Origin of the sequence: Ochrobactrum sp. WV_118_8 (genome assembly GCF_039631535.1) — a bacterium.
Taxonomy (GTDB): domain Bacteria; phylum Pseudomonadota; class Alphaproteobacteria; order Rhizobiales; family Rhizobiaceae; genus Brucella; species Brucella anthropi.
Map to the genome: position 1 here is coordinate 1,194,517 of NZ_JBDIUZ010000002.1, position 21,364 is coordinate 1,215,880.

The window sequence follows — 21,364 nt, forward strand, 5'->3', positions numbered from 1 at the left end:
CAACGGAGTTGGAGTCGTTGGAACTGCTCTATCTGTTTTGGCTATCCCGAAAACCGCCATGCGTTCTTCGGGATAGGCTCACCTTCTTGGTTTTGCGCATCATCTCGGCAGCACGTGCTTTACTTTCGCAGGTTCACCGCCAGAAATGTTCCGGACTATTTTGCGCCCCAATATTTGCTGATGAGAGCATCGAGCGTACCGTCTTCCTTGATGGCCTTGATCCCTTCATTGAAGGCGGCAGCGGTTTCATCGCCCTTGCGGAAGACCAGCCCCAGCGGATCGGATTGCAGGTCGCGAATTGGAACGACGAGCTCGCCTGCGAATTCCTTTTCATAGGCGGGTGCATTGGCGCCGTTGATCACCACGCCGTCGACGTCCTTGTTCTTGAGCGCTATGACGGAGGCGCTGAAGCTGTCATAGGCAACGACATTATCCTTGCCGACAATACCCTCGGCTACCTGAGCGTCAGTCGTATTCGCCTGCGCCGACAGCTTTTTGCCTTTCGACTTGAAGTCATCAAGTGTCAGCCCATCATCTTCGGCACGCATCAAAACGGCCTGGCTGTTGATGATGTAAGGCTCGGAGAAATCCATCGCCTTCTTGCGTTCATCGGTAATCGAAACTCCGGATGCAACGAGATCGAAATTGCCCTGCTCCAGAGCCGCGAAAATGCCATCCCAGCCCGTGGTCACGAATTCCGCCTTGCAGTTGATCTTGGCGCAGATTGCATTCACCACGTCGACATCGAAACCGACGATCTGTCCCGTTGCCGGATCGACGCTTTCCATCGGCGGCGAGGTCGTGTCGGAACCGACCTTGAGCATTTTTCCCTCAAGATCGGCCGCATGTGCGGCGACAGAGGACATCAGCGCGAGCGCCAAAGTCAGGATTGTCTTTTTCATGTGTACTCCTCCCATTAGAACACTTTCGACGAATGCACGAAGCGGTTGCGCCTCTGAAACAGCATTGAAAGCTGTTCGCCGGAGCGGTTCCCGCCACCCCGTGAGAAGGCCAAGCCGCTCTAGGAATTAAGCTTCCGCCCAGATCGTCGGGCTGACGCGCGACGAGCTCCGGACGAAAAACCTCCCTCAATTGCGCAGGGTCTTCCCCTCCCATACGCCGCAACAGAAATTCCCCCAGCCGTTGCCCCAACACTTCGATCGGCTGATAGAGGGTCGTGACCGGCGGAGTGAAATAGGCGCTGACATTGATGTCGTCATAGGCGATGACGTCGATGTCCTGCCCGACTTCCAGCCCCAGCGACCGCAATGCGGACAACACACCGAGCGTTGTCGATTCATTGACACAGACCAGCGCCGTCGGTGGATCACGTTCTTCCCGGAGAGCCAGCGCAGAATCGCGTCCGAAGCGTGTGGACAAGTCGCCGCCGATAACCAGATCGGTACATGGCGCAGCACCTGTCTCCGTGAAGGCACGCGTAAAACCATCGATCCTGTCGAGAGCATAGGAAAAACGCGCATCCGCATTCACCAGACCGATGCGCCGGTGCCCGCCAGCGATCAGTCGTGCAGTTGCGGCATGTGCGGCCCATTCATTGTCCACGTCGACATGGGCATAAACGAGCGATTTGCGGCATCTCCCCAGGGACACGAAAGGAAAGTCAGCCTCGACCAGCATGTCGATGCGCGCATCGTCGGCCAGAACGCCTGAAAAGATCAGACCATCGGCGAGGCTTTGATCGACGATGCGGCGCGTGATGGCACAGGCATCGTCAAAACTGCGATAGCCATAGACGGAAAGCTGATAATCGCTATCGTCGAGAATCTGGCTGAGACCGCTGAGAATCTGCGTATATTCGACACCGTCCCATTCATACCCCGCCACCGAATTCATCGGCATCAATACGGCGGCTTGATAGGTCTTGCCGGTACGCAACGCCATGCCACGGGCATTGGCCTGATAGCCAAGCTCGTCTGCAGCGGAGAGAATAATCTTGCGCGTCTCTTCCGTCACGACCGGCGAACCGTGCAATGCCTTCGAAATCGTCGCAATCGAATAGCCCGTGTGTTCCGCGAGCGTTTTGATCGTCGGTCGCACACGCGTTTTTATTCGGTCAATCGACCTCGACATTTCAAGCTCCCACAATCGTCATACCAAAACGGTAACAACATATAAAAACGTTTTCAAGAAAAATAAAAACGTTTTTATATCGGAGAATGTCTTGTGCCTGGCAAACAATCGGGGTGTCATTCAATTTGATTGAATCAGATCGGATTATTGGGTCGGTTTCGGCTGGGGCGGAAAAAACTTTAACGAAATAGTCCAATGATTTTCGACATCTATGATTGATTGGATATTGATAGATGCCATCCCGAGAGAACAAGAGGCTGTTTGAGATAATTTTCACGCCCGCAAATTCAATGGCTTACGTTTAGAAAATGCGAGCGGATCAAGAACCGTCGGCCTTAGCCCTGCCCAGTTTGGCCAACGCAAAGAGATACTCGGCTTTGCCCCACGTTGGCCAGATATATCTTTTTATCATACGACACACTACCGCAGACTTGGGTGTGTGTTCGCAAGACAGCGGGCGCATAATATGAGAACGGGAGGCTCTTCAGAAACAGTAAGGTGACCATCATGAAACCGTACTCACTATTCGTTGTTGCTGGATTGGCGTTAATGAATGCGACAATTGCTTATGCGGGTTCAAACACAGCATTACAAAACACGTCCACATTACCATCGACTGATCCAGCAGAGACAATCGTCCATGTGGCAACGTCAGCGCAGCTGAAAGCCGCTAAGCCACTAGTCTGTCGATACAAGACTTGGCAAGATTGCATAGCAGCCTGCGGAACCTCGCTGTGCATATATTGCTCAGGCAATGGAAAATATGCCTGCGAAAAGGAGAAATGAGACGTGGTGCATGGGCGCGAACGGAATTGGGACGTACACAGCTCAGCATACGATCGAGCGCCCGGCAGCCAAGGACGACTTCCGTTCGCTAATTGGGGTCGGTTCCAGCAGAGGGTGAAATGATACGTATAGCTGTCTCAATTGAACCCGTTCGGATTTTCCAAACGTAAGTCATTGAATTTACTGACGTGAAAATTGTCCCAAACAGCCTCTTGTTCTTTCGGGATAGCATCTATCAATATCCAGCCACTTCATAAACGACAGAAATCATTGGACTATTTCGTTAGAGTATTTTTCGCCTCGCCGGAGCTGACGTCAGTATGCAACGAACGCCCGAGACGCTCGACTTCAAAAAACCGAAACTCCGTAGCAACCTTCACTGGAAAAATAATTGCAACAGAATATGTAGGCGCTTCGGCATTCTAATAGACGCAGACCAAACTCTAACTGTAACTCCATAATTTAGACTGCTGATTTGTTCTATAATGTTTCACTATACATCACCGCCTCATGTTGACAAAAAAACTGTGTAATATTTTATTCATCCTGTTTCGATCTGTGAGAACCGATCAACACAAAGGGAGGACAGAATGGATATCAGGCCGTCTATCTTTGCCTGGACTTTGACTTGTTCGCTGGCAGTATCTGGCGTTGCATTTTCTCAAGAAACGCGCACGAAAGTCATTTTAGACGCGGATATGGTCGAGCTATTCGATGATGGCACCGCCATGCTTCTGCTGGAGCGCGCTCCCAACATCGACCTGCTGGGCGTAACCGTCGTTTCAGGAAACACGCCCATGCCAGCCGGTGTCGCCGCGGGCGCGCGACAACTGGAGGCGCTCGGCTCTGAGGTGCCAATCTACGAAGGCAGCCGTTACGGCATTCGCAACTGGCGAGGAAACAAAGCCACTCCGGAGGTGCTGGCAGCCGAACTGCAAATCAGCCCGATCACCGGTTGGGGCGGTTATCTGCGGCCGGATGCGGGCAATGAGATCGATGCCGATCCGACGGCAAAATGGTCCGACGTCTACAAGCATAAATATGGCGAGGCCCCATCCTATAAACGGGTGTATGGCCTGGATAATCCGGACTCGGATGGCAACAGAGACGCTGTGGATTTTCTCGTCGACACCGTCAACAAGTATCCCGGCCAGGTCAAGCTGGTGGCAATTGGTCCACTCACCAATATTGCACGCGCCATCCTGAAGGATCCGAGCTTTCCATCGAAGGTCGCTGAAATCGTCTATATGGGCGGCGCCTTCTACGTTCCGGGGAATTCGTCGGCATCGGCAGAGTTCAACTGGTGGGCAGACCCTGAAGCCGCCAAGATCAGTGTCAGGTCGAAATGGGGCGATCCGAATTCCGAATCCTTCAAGGCATATGGCAATCAGGTGATCTCCGGTCTGGAAGCCAATGAACATACGGGAGGAATGCCGGAGGACCTCTATCGGAAAATGGTCGACAACAGCCCTCCCGGCATTCAGAAACTCTGGCTTGCACGCGAAGAACAGATCAAGGCGCAAGGCGGAACCACATTCGGACCCGATAACGTCTGGGACCTGTTTGCGGCCGCCTATGTCATCGACCCGTCGATTGTCCTAGCCTGGAACAACGCCCCTCGCCCCAAGGATGGCGCATCTGTACCTGCCACCGGCGTCTATGTCGACGTGAACACCGAGATGGGTCTCGACTATGGCCGAAGCCTTGCTTTCACCAACAATGATATAGGAGGCAATGCGGAGGCAAAACCGGGACCGGTCGGCACTCAGAAAGCCGCCATTCAGAACTACATCGATGAAGACAAATTCTGGAAAGAGATCGTCGTTCCGCTAACCACCGCTTCGAAGAATTAAAGCATGATCCGACCGATGCGAAACGCGGGTCGAAAAGATTTCTGCTTGTTTGGATAGTCTGCCTGCTCACAGGATTGCAGGCATCATAGGAGAAATTGAGGCGGCGGGAGCTAAACTGCGTCACCTGCCGCCTCATAAATTGGGTACGACTCGGCAAAACCTGACACCGGAGTTCCGGTGCCAGGCATTCATTCATCCTGAAGCAAGTATCCGATCAGAACTTGAAGGGCGTGCCCATGCATTTTGCCACTTCACGCTTGATGCAGTTATTATATTCGTGGGGCACCTCTCTCAACGAATAGCAAATGGTTCGCGCCTTTTGCCGGCACTCTTGTTGATTGCTACCATCGGCAATCTGCGCAAAAGAGCTATTCTGGGTTGATGTGTTCACAACTTGAACGCTCATATTGCTCATTTCTACCGCGAAAGCTCCGCCAGCTCCCCAAAGGATGGAAGCAATAACCAATGGCATCAATGCAAATTTATTCATTGCAATCTCCCTTTTAAAAATTCCATCATTACAATGGCATTAAATAATTCTGCAATTATAGTATCATCGATTGATGATCATCAATTAGCTTAAAATGATTTATAAATAAAAATTATATATATAAAAGATTATATACTCGTTCTATCTTTATTAATTCCTCCTCTTTTTATTTGACTTATATTGAACAAGTACATCTATCTTGAATAGAGCAATAATTTTCTAGATTATTATATACTGAAAATTAGCTGTACCAATATCAGTTTGCATCTCAGCGGCCCCATTTTTTTGCTTCACCGAACGTGTCTCGGCTTATGCGAAAGCAGCTGACCACCTGCCTAAGAACACGTTTGGCACCGGCATGTCCGCTCCGGTGCTGGCTATGTCTTCAGGAAAGAACGAAGAACTGATCAAATTGGCAGCCTCAGAACATCAAAAATTGCAGCTCCTGAAACGCCAAAATGACGACGACGCGATCCCGAGCAATCTGTTTGCAGCTGAACCAATAATCGATCTTCCAAACTCCCTATAAACAGGGCTATGATAGCCACTGTTTCTCGGATTGGGCATGTCGGCAAGCCATAATGAATCAGATCTCTTTTTCGACAGATATGATCGAAGATCAATTACGTAACGATTTTTGGCGTGAAGTTCTGAAGCCAATGTATGAAATCACATTGGATAGAGAAATACGAAATTATCAGCTTTTTGGCTTCGCAAGGGGCAGTGCGATCAGCTCTTCCCTTCAAATCGGCTCGACCCGTTTCAATACCCAAAACTATCTACGCACGCCTAAGATCATCGCGCATGGAGGTCTCGACCAATATATTCTCCAGCTCATAACCGCTGGGGATTTACGCGGCGATTTCAACGGCGTCGACGTCTGGGCCAAGCCTGGCGATATCGTCATCATAGATTTCACACAAACAGTTCAAAGCACGGCATATGAAGGAAGTCGCATCACCGTGATGCTTGCGCGCGACGAGCTGGAAAAGGTGGTTGGGTGGCGAAATCTGCACGGCGTCGTTCTGCGTGCCCATGAACCAATGACGCGTCTCCTGTTTGCTTATTTACGAGGACTGCACGACGTAGCCAGCAAATTGAGTGCGTCAGAGGTCTATTCGGCGCAAGAAGCGATGCTTTCTCTGCTGAATGCCAGCATCAAGGGCGACGCCATCGAAAATGCAGCCGTGAACCTCACGATGCGTAAATGCATCCTCGCTCACATCAATGAACACCTGAACAACCCCTCGCTCAGCCCCCAATCCATCATGCGAAACTTTCGCGTTTCGCGCTCACACCTCTATCGCGCCTTTGAACCCGATGGAGGCGTCGCCAAGGTCATTCGCGATAAGCGGCTCGACAGCGCATACCAAACGCTGGTGAGGCAGACAGGACCGTCGGCCTCGCTGAAAAGAATAGCCTATCAATGCGGTTTTAATGACGGCACACAATTTACGAAGGCATTCAAGGCACGATTTGGATTGGTACCGAAGGACGTGGCGAAGTTCGGCGCGCCATTGCTGACAAGCGCTCCCTACAATTTTTCCTACGCTCAACACTTGTCGGCCCAGGCAAAGAGAGCAGGGCTGACGAACGGACAGCCTATGCAACTTGAAAGCATGAGCCTGGCATAACGGATCTCATCGCAGCCAGAGATAGCAATGGCCATACGCAATGAAGCCGTTCCGCCAGCTTCTTCTCTTGCATAGCACTCCTGCGAGCATCTTCTTACCGAACACGCATAACCAATCAATCCTGTCGGCCACTTTCTATGATGTCGAGTCGCATGGGTAATATACTGAAAAAATTGGCGATTATGGAGACTACTAAAGCTAAATTCGCCTTAGATTTCGTCTGACTGACAATGGTTTTCGCTGTTCTGGGAGGGGTATGTGGCGCGTCGCGATGCGTTGATCTGACAGCGCAGGAGCAATCTCCTTGACGATCCCGATGCTAACCCGATTTGGTTAAGAAATCTATCCCCCAGAGATGAAAAGCCCCACAGACTGAAAGATGGGAAGCGCTGGTTTGCACCATCGTGGGAGAAAGGCCGTGGTCATTGAAACCAGTGATCGGAAGCCGAAAAACGAGCTCGACATCAAAATTGGAACCGAGCCGCAACGAATCCGGCCTCTAACTTTCAGAAAAAAATTCACCGCCCCTCCCCTCTTCGAGCTTCCGTCGTTAGATCGCCGGAGCCACCGGCGCACCTTCTATCGTTCCGCAATTGCGCGTTTCGTATTCGCTCCGTCTCATCTGCAGGAGGTCATGTGAAGCGGGCCGGAATAAAGCCGTTAGCGAAATCATCCCGTCATAAAATGAGTATGTCACCTTCCTTGTACTTTCCAACGGCGGTTATCGGCCTGGTCAAAAACCATTCAGGACAAACCTCAGCACGGGAAAAGCGCAGAAGACATGCTTCGCTCCGAACAACATACGCGTTGGGAACGCCCCATATTTCCGTTCTGTATAATCTGTCTTTTCTCGAGCTAGGATCCGAGCAGAACCACTCCGTCCGACGGGTTCAAGCAGTGCCAATTTATCATTTCGGCGTCGGAATGATGCTTGATAAACTACACCTTCAGAGAATCAGCCCCGGCGCCTCCAGCAACAGAAAAGCCGCCTCATTCCCATGTGGAAACAGACTCTTCTCAATTGAAATTTCCAGATGGAGGAGACCTTTGAATCATAGACTGCCGTCTAAAATCAATATTATCATACAAAAACAAATAGATAGGTTATCTTCAGCCGAATCGATAAAATTTTGTTTAGTTTTACTCTTGGCGCTAACTCTTTGTTAATTCGGTCGCCTCTTGCGATAGAATAAGAATCGGACATAATGACGGTATTTAGGCGGTATTAGTTCCAGTGCCGTCACTAGGGATCCCAAGTAAATGAATATCGCAAATCCAGCAGCAGCTTTGTCGTTTGACGACATGATACTATCGCAAGGGCGCGAGATTTCTCGCAAGCTCAATCTGCTGCGTCACGAAAACTTTCCGCCAGATGCGCGCAAAAATATGCTGCGCCAGTTTTCGATGGCCGAGGCTGCGTACTTCCTTGGTGTCTCCCCCAGCAATCTCAAGAAACTACATCTGGAAGGTAAAGGTGTCGAGCCGACCATTCTGACAGGTGGCCGTCGCGCCTATAGTGTCGAACAGATTCAGGAGCTGCGCCAGTGGCTTGACCAGAATGGTCGCGCTGAGGTGAAGCGCTACGTTCCGCATCGTCGCGGCAATGAGAAGCTTCAAGTCATCGGCGTCGTCAATTTCAAGGGCGGCTCGGGCAAGACGACAACGGCTGCACATCTGGCGCAACACATGGCCCTGACCGGTCATCGCGTACTTGCAATCGATCTCGACCCGCAGGCTTCGCTATCGGCTCTGCATGGCATTCAGCCGGAGCTCGATGAGTTTCCGTCGCTCTATGAAGCCATTCGTTACGATTCCGAAAGGAAGTCTATCCGTGAGGTCATTCGCCGGACGAATTTCCCCGGCCTCGATATTATTCCAGCCATGCTGGAGCTGCAGGAATATGAGTATGATACGCCGCTTGCCATGCAGAATGGCGGCGAGGGCAAGACTTTCTGGAACCGCATCGCGCAGGCTCTCGCCGATGTGGATGGTGACTATGATGTGGTAGTCATCGACTGCCCTCCCCAGCTCGGCTATCTGACGCTGACGGCGCTATCTGCCGCAACATCCGTCCTGATTACCGTTCACCCGCAGATGCTCGACCTGATGTCCATGTCGCAATTTCTCCTGATGCTCGGCGACATTCTGAAGACCGTTCGTCAGGCAGGCGGTGCGGTGCAACTCGATTGGTTCCGCTATCTGATTACCCGTTACGAGCCGACCGACGTTCCGCAAGCGCAGATGGTCGGTTTTATGCAGAGCATGCTCGCCTCGCACATGCTGAAGCACCAGATGTTGAAATCAACCGCGATTTCCGATGCTGGTCTGACCAAGCAGACGCTTTACGAGGTCGAGCGTTCATCGATGAATCGCGGCACCTATGATCGCGCCATGGAAGCCATGGAAGCGGTTAACGCTGAAATTCGCGGCCTCATTCACGAGGCATGGGGGCGTTAGACTGCCGTCTAAAACGGCAAATATTGAATAAAATCAGGTCTCTGACCGGTTTGAGGACATGAGAATGGCAAGAAAGAACATCTTCGAAAGCGTTATGCGGGACGAACCGGCGGCCGAACAAGCCTCACAGTCGGTCGAAAACGTATCGCGCCGGTTCGGTGCCGCCAAGTCTCTGTCCGCTTCGATTGACGAGCTGGCAAAGCAGGCAGCCCAGAAGCTTGATGGCGAAGCCATTATCGAGCTTGATCCCGCCAATCTTGATGTCTCCTTCGTGGCGGACCGTCTGCCTGAAACGGATGACGAAGAATATCGGGAACTTCTGGAAGCCATTCGCGAGCGTGGTCAGGACAGTCCTATTCTCGTTCGTCCACATCCCGAGACCAGCGACCGCTATATGATCGTTTTCGGTCATCGGCGCGCGCGGGTTGCCAGAGAGCTTGGCATCAAGGTCAAGGCGGTTATCAAGCCTCTCGCCGATCTGGAACATATTCTGAGCCAGGGCCAGGAAAACTCGGCGCGCGCCAATTTGAGCTTCATCGAGCGTGTTTTCTTTGCGGCACGTCTGGAAGCGCTTGGCTTTGAGCGTGAAGCCATACAGGCAGCATTGACGGTCGATTACCAAACCTTGTCGAAGATGCTGACCATTCCGAAGGCTATTCCGGAACATATTCTTCTGGCTATCGGCCCGGCCAAGGGCATTGGCCGTGACCGCTGGTTGGAACTGCGTAAACTGATCGAGATCCCGGGCAGAAAAGATGCTGCAGAAGAGCTTCTGGTGACATCAGCGTTTTCAAACGCGTCGTCCGTTGATCGTTTTGAGCAGCTTTACGGCTATCTGAAAGGCGGCAAGCAGAAGAAGCCTGTTACCAAGGCGGCTCTGCGTCCTGGCACCAGCTGGACAGCTTCTGACAAGACGGTCAGCGCAGTTATCAAACAGAATGGCAAATCAGCTACATTGGCGCTCAGCGCAGCCAACGGGCCTCGTTTTGCCGATTGGCTTTCTCGTAATCTGGATGAACTTTATGCATCGTTCCAGAACGAGGAGAAGTAAGTAAGCGTAACGAACGGCGGCGGTTGCCACGGTTCGACTGTGTAGAGCATGTCTCCCGAAAGTGGGAACCGGTTTCGGGGCGAAGACATGCGTAGAACAAAGAAATAGAGCATTTCCAGTGCGTTCAAACAAACAGGAAATGCTCCAGCGTTCAATAGTAAGTGTGTTTGCGTCGAAACTGTTCAGGAAGAGGAACGAGACAGCAAAAGAAAAAGGCCCCCAAACGTCGCCGTGTGGAAGCCCTTCTCATTGGTTTAGCAGCTAGAGAATCGCAAATCCACGAATCACTGTCAAGTGTAATTAGCGTCATTTCGGCGGGTGGATTTCTTTTGCCTTGTGGAAGGTGAAAGAAAATGGAGATTCAATTGGCCTCGACGCCGTTTGGCAGTCGAAGGATGACGCTTGCCTTGTTGGCAAGTCAACAGAACACACAGCAAATCGCACCGGGAACGGTTGCCGATAAGTGGCAACTGCATCGCTGGCTGTGCGAAGCAAAGACGCAGTTCGGCCTGAATGATCGTTCTCTGGCGGTTCTTTCAGCCCTGTTGTCATTCTATCCGGAAACGGAACTGAATGCGCAGAACAGCCTGATCGTGTTCCCGTCCAACAAGCAACTGGCATTGCGAGCCCATGGCATGGCCGATGCAACCTTGCGCCGTCATCTGGCAGCGCTGGTCGATAGCGGTTTCATCCATCGTCAGGACAGCCCGAATGGCAAGCGCTATGCACGCCGTGCCAAAAGTGGAGACGTGCAGATTGCATTCGGCTTTTCACTGACACCGCTGCTGGCACGTGCTTGTGAACTGGAAGCGGCTGCAGAGCAGGTGAGGGTGGAAAAGACGGCGTTGCGTGAAATGCGCGAACGCCTGACATTGCTGCGCCGCGACATTACCAAGCTTGTTGAATTCGCCGCACTGGAAGAACTGGCCGGAGACTGGGAAGACATCCATCATCGTTTCCGCCTGATTGTCGACAGCATTCCTCGTCGTGCAGACTATGAAGAACTGGCGGCTCTGGTCGAATCCATGCAGTACATTCGTGCGGAAATCGATAACGCATTGAAAATTCATGAGAATGTTCAAAATTTGCGCGCCAATGAATCTCAAAATGAGCGGCAGCAAATTGAATCGAATCCAGATTCCCATTTTGAAAAGGCAACGCCTGAATTTATCGACCAGCGCGTCAATGAAATCACCAGTGCTCCGTTTGAACCCACGGTTTCGCTCGACATGGTGCTCCGTTCCTGTCCCGAGATCACAGCCTATGCGATTTCATCCATCCGACATTGGCAGGATTTGGCCAATACAGCAGAGAAAGTACGCTCTTTCCTCGGGATCGATGGAAAGCTCTACGATCTCGCAAAGAAAACGCTGGGAACTCACAATGCATCGATCGTGATCGCTTATATCCTGCAGCGCTATGAGCAAATCCAGTCTGCTGGCGGCTATTTGCGAATTCTGACGGAAAAGGCTGCCAACGGCTCGTTCTCGATCAGACCAATGCTTATGGCTGCCCTGAATGGACAAAGTCGTTAACCATAAAGCCCAGTCAGCGTGACAAAACCAAACGGCTAGTTAGGTTTCGTATCGTTCATGAAGTTCAAGGAGATCAAGCTATCCAGTATAGGCCGCAAAACAGTCAAGGAAGATAAAACTACGGCCGGAGCGGATTGTTCGGCTGCCCTTTCACTGATGTCACGGGTTGCATAGCCACTGATATTGGCGCCTCACAACGGCAATTGAGGTTAAGACTATATAGCTCGCGAAAGACAGGCGCTTTGAAGCTTTATGTGGCTGCTGGGTCTGGTCTTAGTCCAGTGCCTGAAAGCGGCGACGGCGTGAACGGCGGCGAGGGCGCAAAGTGTTCAGGTCTTGTTTTTGATCGACCTTATGACGCGGGGGAGGCGAAAGAAGGCGCATGATGAAGAGGATGCAGCACCCGATGGTGAATATCCAGAATATCTCATCGGTGAGATCGTTGATCATGACGCAATCCAAAGCAAACCGCTTGTCCGTTTCCGTGACGCGCGAAACAATATTCCGAGATAAATACCGTCTTGCGAAACCAGGGCCAAGTCACGAAGGCGTGCTTTATCGCCGCGCCGTTGGTATCGCGACACCGCACTCCTGTGGATGGCTGGCAGGCGCTGGTCGCGAACTCCGCACCGATCTGCGATAGGTTGGTCATGCTGCCTTTTTCAATCCATTGTTCCGGCCCGATCCTTGCGGCTGAATTCCCAGACAGGCAAAACATCCTGAGCTGGTCTCTGACACGTCCGGGGTTCGTTTCGGCGTGCTCCGTCGCCTGGCTGGAAGTGCGCAATGACGTTCTGACGTTGGAAGTGGACCCGATGCTTATGCTGCAGGAGAAACTGGCCGAAGCCGATTACGGCGGAGCGGTGCAGATGATGACATCGCGCAGCGTACAGAAGCACCATGTTGCGACGCGACGCTCCGGCGAAACGCATGCCACCTGTCTTGCCACTGTCGGCCTGTCGAATGCGGGAAGGGTGGGGGAACTCACACAGATGAAGATGCCCGTTGGAACGATCAATCTTCTGGTCCACATCGACAAACCATTGTCGGTCGCAGCCCATATAGAGGCAATGTCGATTGCTGCCGAGGCCCGCACCGCTGCCATTATCGAACTTGGCCTAATTGTCGGCGGTAGAGCCGCAACAGGGACTGGAACGGATTGCATCGCCGTTTCCGCTCCACACGGGCAGGCGGGAGAGGCAGCATCATATGCGGGTTTGCATACGGATATCGGCGCCGCCCTCGGTGGTGCGGTTTATGACGCGGTGTCCGAAGGCGGCAGGCTCTGGATGAAAGAGCAGGGTTTTTGACCGATCAGGCTTCGGCTGCTGCGCCTTTCGGCTTCAGGCGCAGGATAAGCGGAACCAGAACAAGGGCAACGATCGGGAAGACGAGCCAGTTGATGGTTTCCCAGCCTGACGAATGCAGCAGCGACCCTGCAAAGAACGAAGCGCAGGCCACTGTGCCGAACATGATGAAATCATTGGCGCCCTGCGCCTTGCCGCGTTCAGCCGGCGTGTGGCAGTCGGTCACCATGGCAGTCGCGCCAATAAAGCCGAAATTCCAGCCGATGCCGAGGAAGATCAGCGCACCCCAGAAATGACCGACATCAAAGCCGCCCAATGCAATAATGGCGGAGAACGCGATCAACACCAGCCCGAGCGCGGTGATCTTTTCCTTGCCGAAACGGGTGATGAGTTTTCCGGTGAAGAAGCTTGGCGCGAACATGGCAAGCACATGCCACTGGATGCCAAGGGCCGCATGATCGACGGAATGGCCATGGCCGACCATGGCGATGGGCGCTGCCGTCATCACGAAAGTCATCAGCGCATAGGAACAGACGCCAGCAGCCACGGAAAGGATGAAGCGCGGTGAACGGAGAATTTCGCCCAGCGGGCGGCCTGTGTCATGGATAGCGTTCGGATCTTTCCGGACCTTCGGTGCGCGCAGCATGAAAAGGACGGGGAGGGCGAGAAGCCCGAGAACAGCCTGACTGAGGAAACTGCCTGCAAACATCGCATCCGGAATGGTATCGCGTGTCCAGATGACAAGCTGTGGCCCGACGATTGCCGCAACGAGCCCACCCACCATGACCCATGATATGGCGCGCGCCTTCATGTCGCCCGTTGCCGCATCGGTCGCGGCAAAGCGATAGCTCTGGACATAAGAGGCGTAGAAACCGGCAGTCAGCGTTCCGAGACAGAAGATGAGGAAGGAGGCGGCAAAAATACCTGCGGCTGCGATCACACCCGCCGCAGCGCCGACAAGCGCACCCAGCATATAGGCATTGCGGCGTCCGAACTGGCGCATGAAGAAAGCGGCAGGCAGTGTGCCAAGCGCAAGGCCGAGATTGAACAGGCTGACGGGCAGCGTGACGAGTGCCGGATCGGAAGACAGTTTCTGGCCTACCAGACCGCCAAGCGAAATCACGATAGGCGGGCTGGAAGCGCCCAGTGCCTGTGCAATCGTCAGGATAACAATATTGCGTCGTGCAGCCGTCGCGTCGGTCATAACCAACCCCTCAATCGATAAACCGGGATGGTTTTATCGGAAAGCGCATTTACCGGCAAAATTATTCTACAGCTGGTTAGAACATTTTTTTACTGGGTCAGCTATTCCGTTTCAAACGATGAGATGGATGTGACGACACATCCGGGTTTGGGAGGATATTTGGCAATTAGCCCATAATATTATTCGTCCAGTGCTCCGATAGAGACATTGCAGGCGGTATTGACGCCATGATCGTCAGCGTATTGAAAGTAAATTGTACCATTCATCGTGGGCAGAGGGCCGCTATGTGGCGGTTTTGATCGCCCAAGATAATCTGATGAGAAGCCAGCTTCATATGTGCCATCCGGCTTTGTAACTATAGTGCTTTCGTCAATACCAAACTGCGCAGTTAAAAGCTCTGTCGAATTATCGGAATATATATTTACCTCTCCGGAAAAACCTTGTCCGTTATTGGTTAGTGTCACCAAAATATACTCGTGATCATCGCCATTCATGACCAAGAATCCGGGGTTCAACGAGATTTCAATAGCCATTCTTCACCTATATACTTGTTGAAGAGCGAATATATCTCAAATCTGGAATGAAATTATACTGACAGAGTAGGCAGAGTTGGGCTGCTGGTCTATCAGTTTGAATAATTATCGCATCAGCGATGCGCGTCTTCACTCATACAAAACCTGAGCGGACAACAGAGACGCAACCATGCAGGCCCGCGATGCATGTGGGAATCCAATTTGGACAGCCCGATGTCGTTCGGCTGTCATCTAGTGCTTCTAATTTGCAACTCCACAATTCGATAGGGAGCCAGCAATGTCAGAGAATCTTTCCCAGCAAAGTCTGTTCAAGACCAGCCAGTTGGAAGAAGCAGATGCCGATCCGCGCAATCCGTCCGATAATCCAACCATGGGCGAAATCATCAGCCGGCGCTTTTCCCGCCGTGGCTTTCTGCGTGGATCGCTCGCTGTCTCGGCCATTGCGGCAACGGTCAGCCCGCTCGCCCTGTTGAGCGCCGGTGATGCGCGCGCTGCATCCGGTTCGGCCTTTTCCTTCAAGGAAGTCGAAGCCGGTGTGGATGCCCATCACCATGTCGCGGAAGGCTATGACGCCGATGTGCTTTTGCGCTGGGGCGACAAGCTTTTCGCCGATGCGCCGGAATTCGATCCAACCAAACAGTCAGCCGAAGCGCAGGCGCGCCAGTTCGGCTACAACAATGATTATGTCGGCTATATCGCCATCGAGGAATCGCCGGAACATGGCTTCCTCGTGGTCAATCACGAATATACCAATCCGCACCTGATGTTCCCCGGCCTCGTCAAGATCGTCGACGGCAAGGTGGAGCAGGCTCCGCTTTCGAAGGAACAGGTGGATATCGAAATGGCCGCCCATGGCGGCACGATTGTCGAAATCCGCAAGCAGGACGGCAAGTGGCAACCGGTGCTCGACGGTGCAAACAATCGCCGCATCACCTCCAATACCGAGATGGCGCTGAGCGGTCCCGCCGCCGGTCATGATCGCGTCAAGACCAATGCCGATCCTTCCGGCACCAAGGTTTTCGGCACGGTCAACAATTGTGCAGGCGGCGTCACGCCCTGGGGCACCTACATCATGGCCGAGGAAAACATCCATGGCTATTTCATTGGCGAACTGCCGGAAGGTCACGCGGAAACGGCCAATTACAAGCGCATGGGCATTCCCGAAGGTTCATACGAATGGGGACGTTTCTACGACCGTTTCGATGTTTCCAAGGAACCGAACGAACCGAACCGTTTTGGCTGGATCGTTGAGGTCGATGTGTCCGATCCGAACTCCGTGCCGAAGAAGCGGACCGCGCTTGGCCGTTTCAAGCATGAGGGTGCCGAATCCATCGTCAACAAGGACGGGCGCGTGGTCTTCTATCTGGGCGACGACGAACGCTTCGACTATGTCTACAAGTTTGTGACGGCGGGCAAGTTCAACCCGGATGATCGCGCTGCCAATATGGACCTGCTGGATGAAGGCACGCTTCACGTGGCCAAATTCCATGAAGATGGCAAGGTCGAGTGGATGCCGCTGGTATTCGGTCAAGGTCCGCTGACCGAGCAGAACGGCTTCAAAAGTCAGGCCGATGTGCTGATCGAAACCCGGCGTGCCGGTGATCTTCTCGGCGCGACCAAGATGGACCGCCCGGAAGACGTGCAGCCGAACCCGGTCAATGGCCGTGTTTATGTCATGCTCACCAACAACACGAAGCGCAAGGACGATCAGGTGGATGCCGCCAATCCGCGCGCCAAGAATGCCTTTGGCCATATCATCGAGATCGAGGAAGATGGTCAGGATTTTGCCGCCACGACAGGCAAGTGGGAAGTGCTGCTGAAATGCGGCGATCCTTCCGTGGCCGAAGTTGGTGCCAGCTTCTCCACCGATACGACGCGCAATGGCTGGTTCGGTATGCCGGACAACGCCGCCGTCGACAGTGCCGGTCGGCTTTGGGTCGCAACCGATGGCAACAGCAACAAGGGTACCGGTCGCACGGACGGACTTTGGGCGGTCGATACGGAAGGCGATGCGCGCGCGACCTCGAAACTGTTCTACCGCGTGCCGGTGGGTGCCGAAATGTGCGGTCCGCTGTTTGCACCCGATGATGAGACGGCTTTCGTCGCCGTGCAGCATCCGGGCGACGGCGGCGAGGATTGGGACGGTCATGGCCGTCCGTCCTATTACGAGGACCTGTCCACCCGCTGGCCGGATTTCAAGGACGATATGCCGGTTCGGCCTGCCGTGGTGGCAATCACCAAGCAGGGTGGCGGCAAGATCGCGGTGTAATGACTTGATGAGACAGTTGGCCCCCGGTGAAAGTTGGGGGCCTTCGTCAAAGCTTCATGGAAGCGTCAAGCCAGCGATACAAAGCCAGCCTAATTGCGTCCCTGTATTTGAATTCCAACGGGGACTTATCATGATATCGCGTCTCGTCGCTTCGACCATGCTTGCCGGTGCCGTCGCATTGGCTTTTCCGGCCTCCGCTGAAGAAAAGGCTTTTCCTGCAACGCTCAAGGCCCATGCCATCCTGCCCGCGAACACGATCATCGCTGCACCGGATGATGCGGCGGATCACCTGAAGACGTCAGGCAAGTTCACCACCGCCGACCGCAAGCGTGCCGAGGGCATCGGCACTGTTGAAGGCAAGGACGGCGTGCGCAAGACCGGCCTGTCTGTGCCGTTCGACGGCCAGCCGGTGCAGGGCTTTTCCGGCATCAAGACCATGGAAGACGGCAGCTTCTGGTCACTGTCCGACAATGGGTTTGGCTCCAAGCTTAACTCGCCGGATGCCATGCTGATGCTGCACAATGTCAAGTTCGACTGGGACAAGGGTACGGTGGAGCGCGTGAAGACCGTGTTCCTCAGCGATCCGGACAAGAAGGCTCCGTTTCCCATCGTCATGGAAGGCGCTGAAAAGCGCTATCTGACCGGCTCCGATTTCGACGTGGAATCTATCCAGCCGGTTGCGGATGGCTTCTGGGTCGGCGAGGAATTCGGTCCTTTCCTGTTGAAATTCGACATGGACGGCAAGCTGACCGACGTTATTCCGACGGTTGTCGGTGAGACACAAGTCGTATCACCGGACAATCCAAAGCTCGCTCTGCCCGCCAATCCGAGCCTCAAGCTCCCGACTTACAATCTGAAGCGCTCGGGGGGCTTCGAGGGGCTGGCGATGTCGAAGGACGGCTCGAAGCTCTACGGTCTTCTGGAAGGTCCGCTTTTTGTCGATGGCGCGCCGGAAAAGACCGAAAGCGGCAAGACCGGGCTGCGGGTCATCGAATTCAACGTTGCCGACAAGAAGTGGACGGGCCGCTCCTGGCTCTATCCGCTGGCCGAGGGTGGTGAAGCCATCGGCGATTTCAACATGCTGGATGAAACCACAGCGCTGGTCATCGAGCGTGACAACGGCGTCGGCACGGCGGACAAGGCCTGCGCCGATCCAAAGAAGCCGCAGGCCGATTGCTTCGATGTGCCGTCGAAGGTCAAGCGCATCTACAAGATCGCTTTCGACGACAGCAATGTCGGCAAGGAAGTGCGCAAGATCGGCTATATTGATCTGCTCGCCATCGCCGACCCGGAAAACAAGCGCCGTCAGGGTGGGCGTGAAGGCATTTACGATATGCCGTTCCTGACCATCGAGAATGTGGATCGTGTGGACGACACGCATATCGTGGTCGGCAACGACAACAATCTGCCCTTCTCGGCTGGCCGTTTTCTCGACAAGGTCGATGACAATGAATTCGTCTTGCTGGAAGTGGGTGAGTTCCTGAAAGCCGAATAAAATATCTGCTCCAGAGACTGCGGAGAATATCATTCTCCGCAGTCTTCTAAGCAAAATAGTCGAGAGTAATATAATTCAATTACTTTTTTATGGTTGCTTTAAATTTTCCATCGGATAGTTCAAGCTTATCAGGGTGGACTTGAATATCCATCTTGTTCGACTTTATCTCTGTATTTTCTATTTTTATGAAAACGTTGCCGGACGCTTTCATATGGTTGTCTGTTACTTTTTCAAGTCTGTCTGCATTGATTGTAAAGCCGGGATCTGTGACCTGTTTTGGGGCTGCATTCGCTGCAAAGGATCCACTAGCAAGAATAAGTGAAGTAAAAATAGCGTAGCCGTAAGTTCGCATGGTATATCTCCAATTAAATAAGAACATAATATTAGGCAGAAAATATATACTTCCAGAATCAAGGCCTAATTAAGTCGTGCTTATAATAAGATTCGACGAGGTGACGTTTGACTCAACCTGTGCATCACGACTTGCCTGGCATGGAAATTTCAGCCGGTCGCGATTATGTTGGCTCAACTTTGTTTCGCGTATTCCCTATGCAAGAGCTGCAGGAAATACGCCGATATTTATGGAGACGGTGTTGAAGATTTTCATTTTCGGCAGTGTGAATGTGGATGTCAGCGCGCGGATGGCCGCACTGCCGCGTCCGGGGCAGACCGTGAATGCATCGGGCTATGGTATCGGCCTCGGTGGCAAGGGTGCCAATCAGGCGGTTGCAGTCGCCAAGATGGGCGGTGATATCCGCTTCGTCGGTGCTGTCGGCAACGATGCCTTCGGCGAACTGGCCTTGAAGCAGATGCAGGAATTTGGCCTTAACACCGAAAGCGTGCGCGTGATTGACGGCGTCGATACGGGCATGGCGATCATTCAGGTTGAAGAAGCCGGGCAGAACACGATTGCTGTTTGTGCCGGAGCCAATGCGTACTGGTCGGCTGCCGACATCAATGCCTATGCTGCCGATATTGCCAGGGCGAAGATTACGCTGTTGCAGCGCGAAGTTCCGCATGAGGCCAATCTGGCCGTGGCAAAGGCCGCGCGTGCGGCAGGCGGCAGTGTTTTGCTTGATCCGGCACCGGTGGGCGATGCAAGCCGTATGGCGGACCTGATTTCACTCAGCGACATCATCTCTCCCAACGAAACAGAAGCTGCTGAAATTACCGGTATCGAGCCGACCGATCTTGCTTCAGCGGAAGCCGCTGCGCGCAATCTTCTGGAGCGCGGGCCGAAGACGGTCATCGTCAAGCTTGGAAGCCGTGGTGCATTGCTGGTGACGGCGGACGAGGTCAAACACTTCGCGCCGTTCAAGGTCAAGGTGGTGGATACGGTTGCCGCCGGCGACAGTTTCAACGGCGGTTTTGCAGTCGCGTTCTCGGAGGGCCAACCCTTGCATGATTGCGTGCGGTATGGTTCGGCTGCAGGTGCGATTGCAGTCACAAGAGCGGGCGCGGGGGCAGCTGCACCGACCGCCGAGGAAGTGGCGGCACTTCTGCAAATTAACGCCGAATGAAAATTCGGGGCATTTTGCGCCAGTTTCGCTCATTTTGAGCAGAAAACTGCGCAAAAACCTCCTGTCAAACATGGCGAAGAAGCCGCGAGAATAAGGTACTCGCGGCTTTTTTGTGGCTGAATTATGTCTCAGAGCATGATCCCGAAAAGTGGATACCGGTTTTCGGATAAGATCATGCTCAGAAAAAATCAGAGCGTTGCGAGGCGCTCGGTCAGCAGGCTGAAGAAGCCGTCTGCGTCCACATCCTTGATGAAGAGCGCATTCTTCGGTCGGTCGGTTACCTCCCACCAGTCGACGACTGTCTCGCCGATCGTCAGTTCCGAATTAATTTCGATTTCCACATTGCACTCGCGTCCGGAATAGAGTTCCGGCTTGATGAGATAGGCGATGACGTTCGGGTCGTGCAACGGGCCGCCGTCGGTGCCGTACTTGGCTTCGTCATAGCGCTCGAAGAATTCGAGCCACGCTGCAACCACTTCGCCGACATGCGTGCCAATGCCGCGAATGGCGGCGATGCGCTTTTCGGTGGTGAGCACCTTGTGTGTCACATCGAGCGGCATCATGGTGATCTTGATGCCGGATTTGAACACGACAGCAGCGGCGTGCGGATCGACATAGATGTTGAATTCCGCCGACGGCGTGATGTTGCCGCCCTCGAAATAGCCGCCACCCATCAGCACGATTTCCTTGACGCGCTCAGCAATCTTCGGCTCGCGGATCAGTGCGGATGCGATGTTGGTCAGCGGTCCCAGCGGGCAAAGCGTGACGGTGCCCGGCTCCTCTTTCATCAGCGTTTCGATGATGAAATCGACGCCGTGCTGCGCCTGCAGCGACATGGTCGGGGCGGGTAGGTCGTAACCGTCGAGACCGGTCTTGCCATGGACGTTTTCGGCCGTCACGAGCGGGCGCACCAGAGGACGGATGGAGCCTGCAAAAACCTTGGTTTCCGGCTTTTTCGCCACTTCACAGATTGTGCGGGCGTTGATTTCGGTGCGCGCCAGTGGGCCGTTGCCTGCCACTGCGGTGATGCCGAGAATGTCGAGTTCCGGGCTTGCCAAGGCCAGAAGAATGGCGACTGCATCGTCCTGACCGGGATCGGTATCGATAATGATTTTACGGGCCATGATGGTTTCCTGATG

General features: G+C 53.5%; 19 protein-coding genes. 11 read left to right on the top strand and 8 right to left on the bottom strand.

Annotated features, from left to right (window positions below):
- Window positions 1-155 precede the first annotated feature (155 nt).
- Together ABDF71_RS19585 and ABDF71_RS19590 are read right to left on the bottom strand one after the other, a co-directional pair.
- Entirely contained in the window at window positions 156-902 is a 747-nt protein-coding gene (locus ABDF71_RS19585) for a transporter substrate-binding domain-containing protein (RefSeq protein WP_010660528.1), read from the bottom strand.
- Window positions 832-2,091 (bottom strand): LacI family DNA-binding transcriptional regulator, encoded by a 1,260-nt coding sequence (locus ABDF71_RS19590; RefSeq protein ID WP_500061703.1) that lies wholly within the window; start codon window positions 2,089-2,091, stop codon window positions 832-834. Before ABDF71_RS19590 ends, ABDF71_RS19585 begins: the two co-directional genes overlap by 71 nt.
- 1,376 nt (window positions 2,092-3,467) lie before the next feature.
- On the opposite strand from ABDF71_RS19590, the gene ABDF71_RS19595 reads away from it, so the two are divergent.
- Window positions 3,468-4,730, top strand: coding sequence for a nucleoside hydrolase (locus ABDF71_RS19595; protein ID WP_258124636.1), 1,263 nt, complete (start codon window positions 3,468-3,470; stop codon window positions 4,728-4,730).
- A 214-nt stretch (window positions 4,731-4,944) separates the two neighbouring features.
- Here ABDF71_RS19595 and ABDF71_RS19600 read toward each other — a convergent pair whose 3' ends face one another.
- Complete coding sequence (locus ABDF71_RS19600; protein ID WP_258124637.1) at window positions 4,945-5,220, bottom strand: hypothetical protein; 276 nt, start codon at window positions 5,218-5,220, stop codon at window positions 4,945-4,947.
- A gap of 578 nt (window positions 5,221-5,798) precedes the next feature.
- Here ABDF71_RS19600 and ABDF71_RS19605 point away from each other — a divergent pair.
- The 5 genes from ABDF71_RS19605 to repC all read left to right on the top strand — a co-directional run bounded on the left by ABDF71_RS19605 (window position 5,799) and on the right by repC (window position 11,897).
- A complete protein-coding gene (locus tag ABDF71_RS19605; protein ID WP_459560325.1) occupies window positions 5,799-6,854 on the top strand; it encodes a helix-turn-helix domain-containing protein in 1,056 nt (351 codons plus the stop codon).
- Window positions 6,855-7,272: 418 nt separating this feature from the next.
- Window positions 7,273-7,494 carry a hypothetical protein gene (locus tag ABDF71_RS19610; protein ID WP_010660536.1) on the top strand — a complete coding sequence of 74 codons (222 nt, stop codon included), beginning with the start codon at window positions 7,273-7,275 and terminating at the stop codon, window positions 7,492-7,494.
- Between the two features lie 620 nt (window positions 7,495-8,114).
- A complete protein-coding gene (repA, locus tag ABDF71_RS19615) occupies window positions 8,115-9,311 on the top strand; it encodes a plasmid partitioning protein RepA (protein WP_012093718.1) in 1,197 nt (398 codons plus the stop codon).
- 64 nt (window positions 9,312-9,375) lie between these two features.
- The gene (gene repB, locus ABDF71_RS19620; protein ID WP_500061704.1) at window positions 9,376-10,362 is read left to right on the top strand and encodes a plasmid partitioning protein RepB; all 987 of its coding nucleotides are present in this window, start codon (window positions 9,376-9,378) and stop codon (window positions 10,360-10,362) included.
- A gap of 353 nt (window positions 10,363-10,715) precedes the next feature.
- Window positions 10,716-11,897 (top strand): plasmid replication protein RepC, encoded by a 1,182-nt coding sequence (gene repC, locus ABDF71_RS19625; protein ID WP_010660539.1) that lies wholly within the window; start codon window positions 10,716-10,718, stop codon window positions 11,895-11,897.
- A 273-nt stretch (window positions 11,898-12,170) separates the two neighbouring features.
- Here repC and ABDF71_RS19630 read toward each other — a convergent pair whose 3' ends face one another.
- Window positions 12,171-12,347: a hypothetical protein gene (locus tag ABDF71_RS19630; protein ID WP_158304336.1), complete on the bottom strand. Its 177-nt coding sequence runs from the start codon at window positions 12,345-12,347 to the stop codon at window positions 12,171-12,173.
- Here ABDF71_RS19630 and ABDF71_RS19635 point away from each other — a divergent pair.
- Complete coding sequence (locus ABDF71_RS19635) at window positions 12,346-12,540, top strand: hypothetical protein (RefSeq protein WP_258124639.1); 195 nt, start codon at window positions 12,346-12,348, stop codon at window positions 12,538-12,540. The genes ABDF71_RS19630 and ABDF71_RS19635 overlap by 2 nt on opposite strands.
- A gap of 7 nt (window positions 12,541-12,547) precedes the next feature.
- Entirely contained in the window at window positions 12,548-13,207 is a 660-nt protein-coding gene (locus ABDF71_RS19640) for an adenosylcobinamide amidohydrolase (RefSeq protein ID WP_500061705.1), read from the top strand.
- Between the two features lie 4 nt (window positions 13,208-13,211).
- Here ABDF71_RS19640 and ABDF71_RS19645 read toward each other — a convergent pair whose 3' ends face one another.
- Together ABDF71_RS19645 and ABDF71_RS19650 are read right to left on the bottom strand one after the other, a co-directional pair.
- Entirely contained in the window at window positions 13,212-14,408 is a 1,197-nt protein-coding gene (locus ABDF71_RS19645) for an MFS transporter (protein WP_010660541.1), read from the bottom strand.
- Window positions 14,409-14,587: 179 nt separating this feature from the next.
- A complete protein-coding gene (locus tag ABDF71_RS19650; protein WP_258124641.1) occupies window positions 14,588-14,941 on the bottom strand; it encodes a hypothetical protein in 354 nt (117 codons plus the stop codon).
- A gap of 277 nt (window positions 14,942-15,218) precedes the next feature.
- Between ABDF71_RS19650 and ABDF71_RS19655 the strand changes: the two genes are divergently transcribed.
- Window positions 15,219-17,210: a PhoX family protein gene (locus ABDF71_RS19655; RefSeq protein WP_010660543.1), complete on the top strand. Its 1,992-nt coding sequence runs from the start codon at window positions 15,219-15,221 to the stop codon at window positions 17,208-17,210.
- A gap of 130 nt (window positions 17,211-17,340) precedes the next feature.
- The gene (locus tag ABDF71_RS19660; RefSeq protein WP_258124642.1) at window positions 17,341-18,705 is read left to right on the top strand and encodes an esterase-like activity of phytase family protein; all 1,365 of its coding nucleotides are present in this window, start codon (window positions 17,341-17,343) and stop codon (window positions 18,703-18,705) included.
- Window positions 18,706-18,784: 79 nt separating this feature from the next.
- Here the strand turns inward: ABDF71_RS19660 and ABDF71_RS19665 are convergent, their stop codons facing one another.
- Window positions 18,785-19,057: a hypothetical protein gene (locus ABDF71_RS19665; RefSeq protein WP_258124643.1), complete on the bottom strand. Its 273-nt coding sequence runs from the start codon at window positions 19,055-19,057 to the stop codon at window positions 18,785-18,787.
- Window positions 19,058-19,286: 229 nt separating this feature from the next.
- Between ABDF71_RS19665 and rbsK the strand changes: the two genes are divergently transcribed.
- Window positions 19,287-20,225, top strand: a complete 939-nt coding sequence (gene rbsK / locus ABDF71_RS19670; protein WP_258124644.1) for a ribokinase — start codon at window positions 19,287-19,289, stop codon at window positions 20,223-20,225.
- A 188-nt stretch (window positions 20,226-20,413) separates the two neighbouring features.
- On the opposite strand, the gene ABDF71_RS19675 is transcribed toward rbsK, so the two are convergent.
- Window positions 20,414-21,349 (bottom strand): nucleoside hydrolase, encoded by a 936-nt coding sequence (locus ABDF71_RS19675; protein ID WP_258124646.1) that lies wholly within the window; start codon window positions 21,347-21,349, stop codon window positions 20,414-20,416.
- Between the last annotated feature and the right edge of the window lie 15 nt (window positions 21,350-21,364).

Bases quoted from the DNA above. Each gene is read 5' to 3' on its own strand.
- ABDF71_RS19585 (WP_010660528.1), bottom strand. From the start codon at position 902: ATGAAAAAGACAATCCTGACTTTGGCGCTCGCGCTGATGTCCTCTGTC.
- ABDF71_RS19590 (WP_500061703.1), bottom strand. From the start codon at position 2,091: ATGTCGAGGTCGATTGACCGAATAAAAACGCGTGTGCGACCGACGATC.
- ABDF71_RS19595 (WP_258124636.1), top strand. From the start codon at position 3,468: ATGGATATCAGGCCGTCTATCTTTGCCTGGACTTTGACTTGTTCGCTG.
- ABDF71_RS19600 (WP_258124637.1), bottom strand. From the start codon at position 5,220: ATGAATAAATTTGCATTGATGCCATTGGTTATTGCTTCCATCCTTTGG.
- repA (WP_012093718.1), top strand. From the start codon at position 8,115: ATGAATATCGCAAATCCAGCAGCAGCTTTGTCGTTTGACGACATGATA.
- repB (WP_500061704.1), top strand. From the start codon at position 9,376: ATGGCAAGAAAGAACATCTTCGAAAGCGTTATGCGGGACGAACCGGCG.
- repC (WP_010660539.1), top strand. From the start codon at position 10,716: ATGGAGATTCAATTGGCCTCGACGCCGTTTGGCAGTCGAAGGATGACG.
- ABDF71_RS19635 (WP_258124639.1), top strand. From the start codon at position 12,346: ATGACGCAATCCAAAGCAAACCGCTTGTCCGTTTCCGTGACGCGCGAA.
- ABDF71_RS19630 (WP_158304336.1), bottom strand. From the start codon at position 12,347: ATGATCAACGATCTCACCGATGAGATATTCTGGATATTCACCATCGGG.
- ABDF71_RS19640 (WP_500061705.1), top strand. From the start codon at position 12,548: ATGCTGCCTTTTTCAATCCATTGTTCCGGCCCGATCCTTGCGGCTGAA.
- ABDF71_RS19645 (WP_010660541.1), bottom strand. From the start codon at position 14,408: ATGACCGACGCGACGGCTGCACGACGCAATATTGTTATCCTGACGATT.
- ABDF71_RS19650 (WP_258124641.1), bottom strand. From the start codon at position 14,941: ATGGCTATTGAAATCTCGTTGAACCCCGGATTCTTGGTCATGAATGGC.
- ABDF71_RS19655 (WP_010660543.1), top strand. From the start codon at position 15,219: ATGTCAGAGAATCTTTCCCAGCAAAGTCTGTTCAAGACCAGCCAGTTG.
- ABDF71_RS19660 (WP_258124642.1), top strand. From the start codon at position 17,341: ATGATATCGCGTCTCGTCGCTTCGACCATGCTTGCCGGTGCCGTCGCA.
- ABDF71_RS19665 (WP_258124643.1), bottom strand. From the start codon at position 19,057: ATGCGAACTTACGGCTACGCTATTTTTACTTCACTTATTCTTGCTAGT.
- rbsK (WP_258124644.1), top strand. From the start codon at position 19,287: ATGGAGACGGTGTTGAAGATTTTCATTTTCGGCAGTGTGAATGTGGAT.
- ABDF71_RS19675 (WP_258124646.1), bottom strand. From the start codon at position 21,349: ATGGCCCGTAAAATCATTATCGATACCGATCCCGGTCAGGACGATGCA.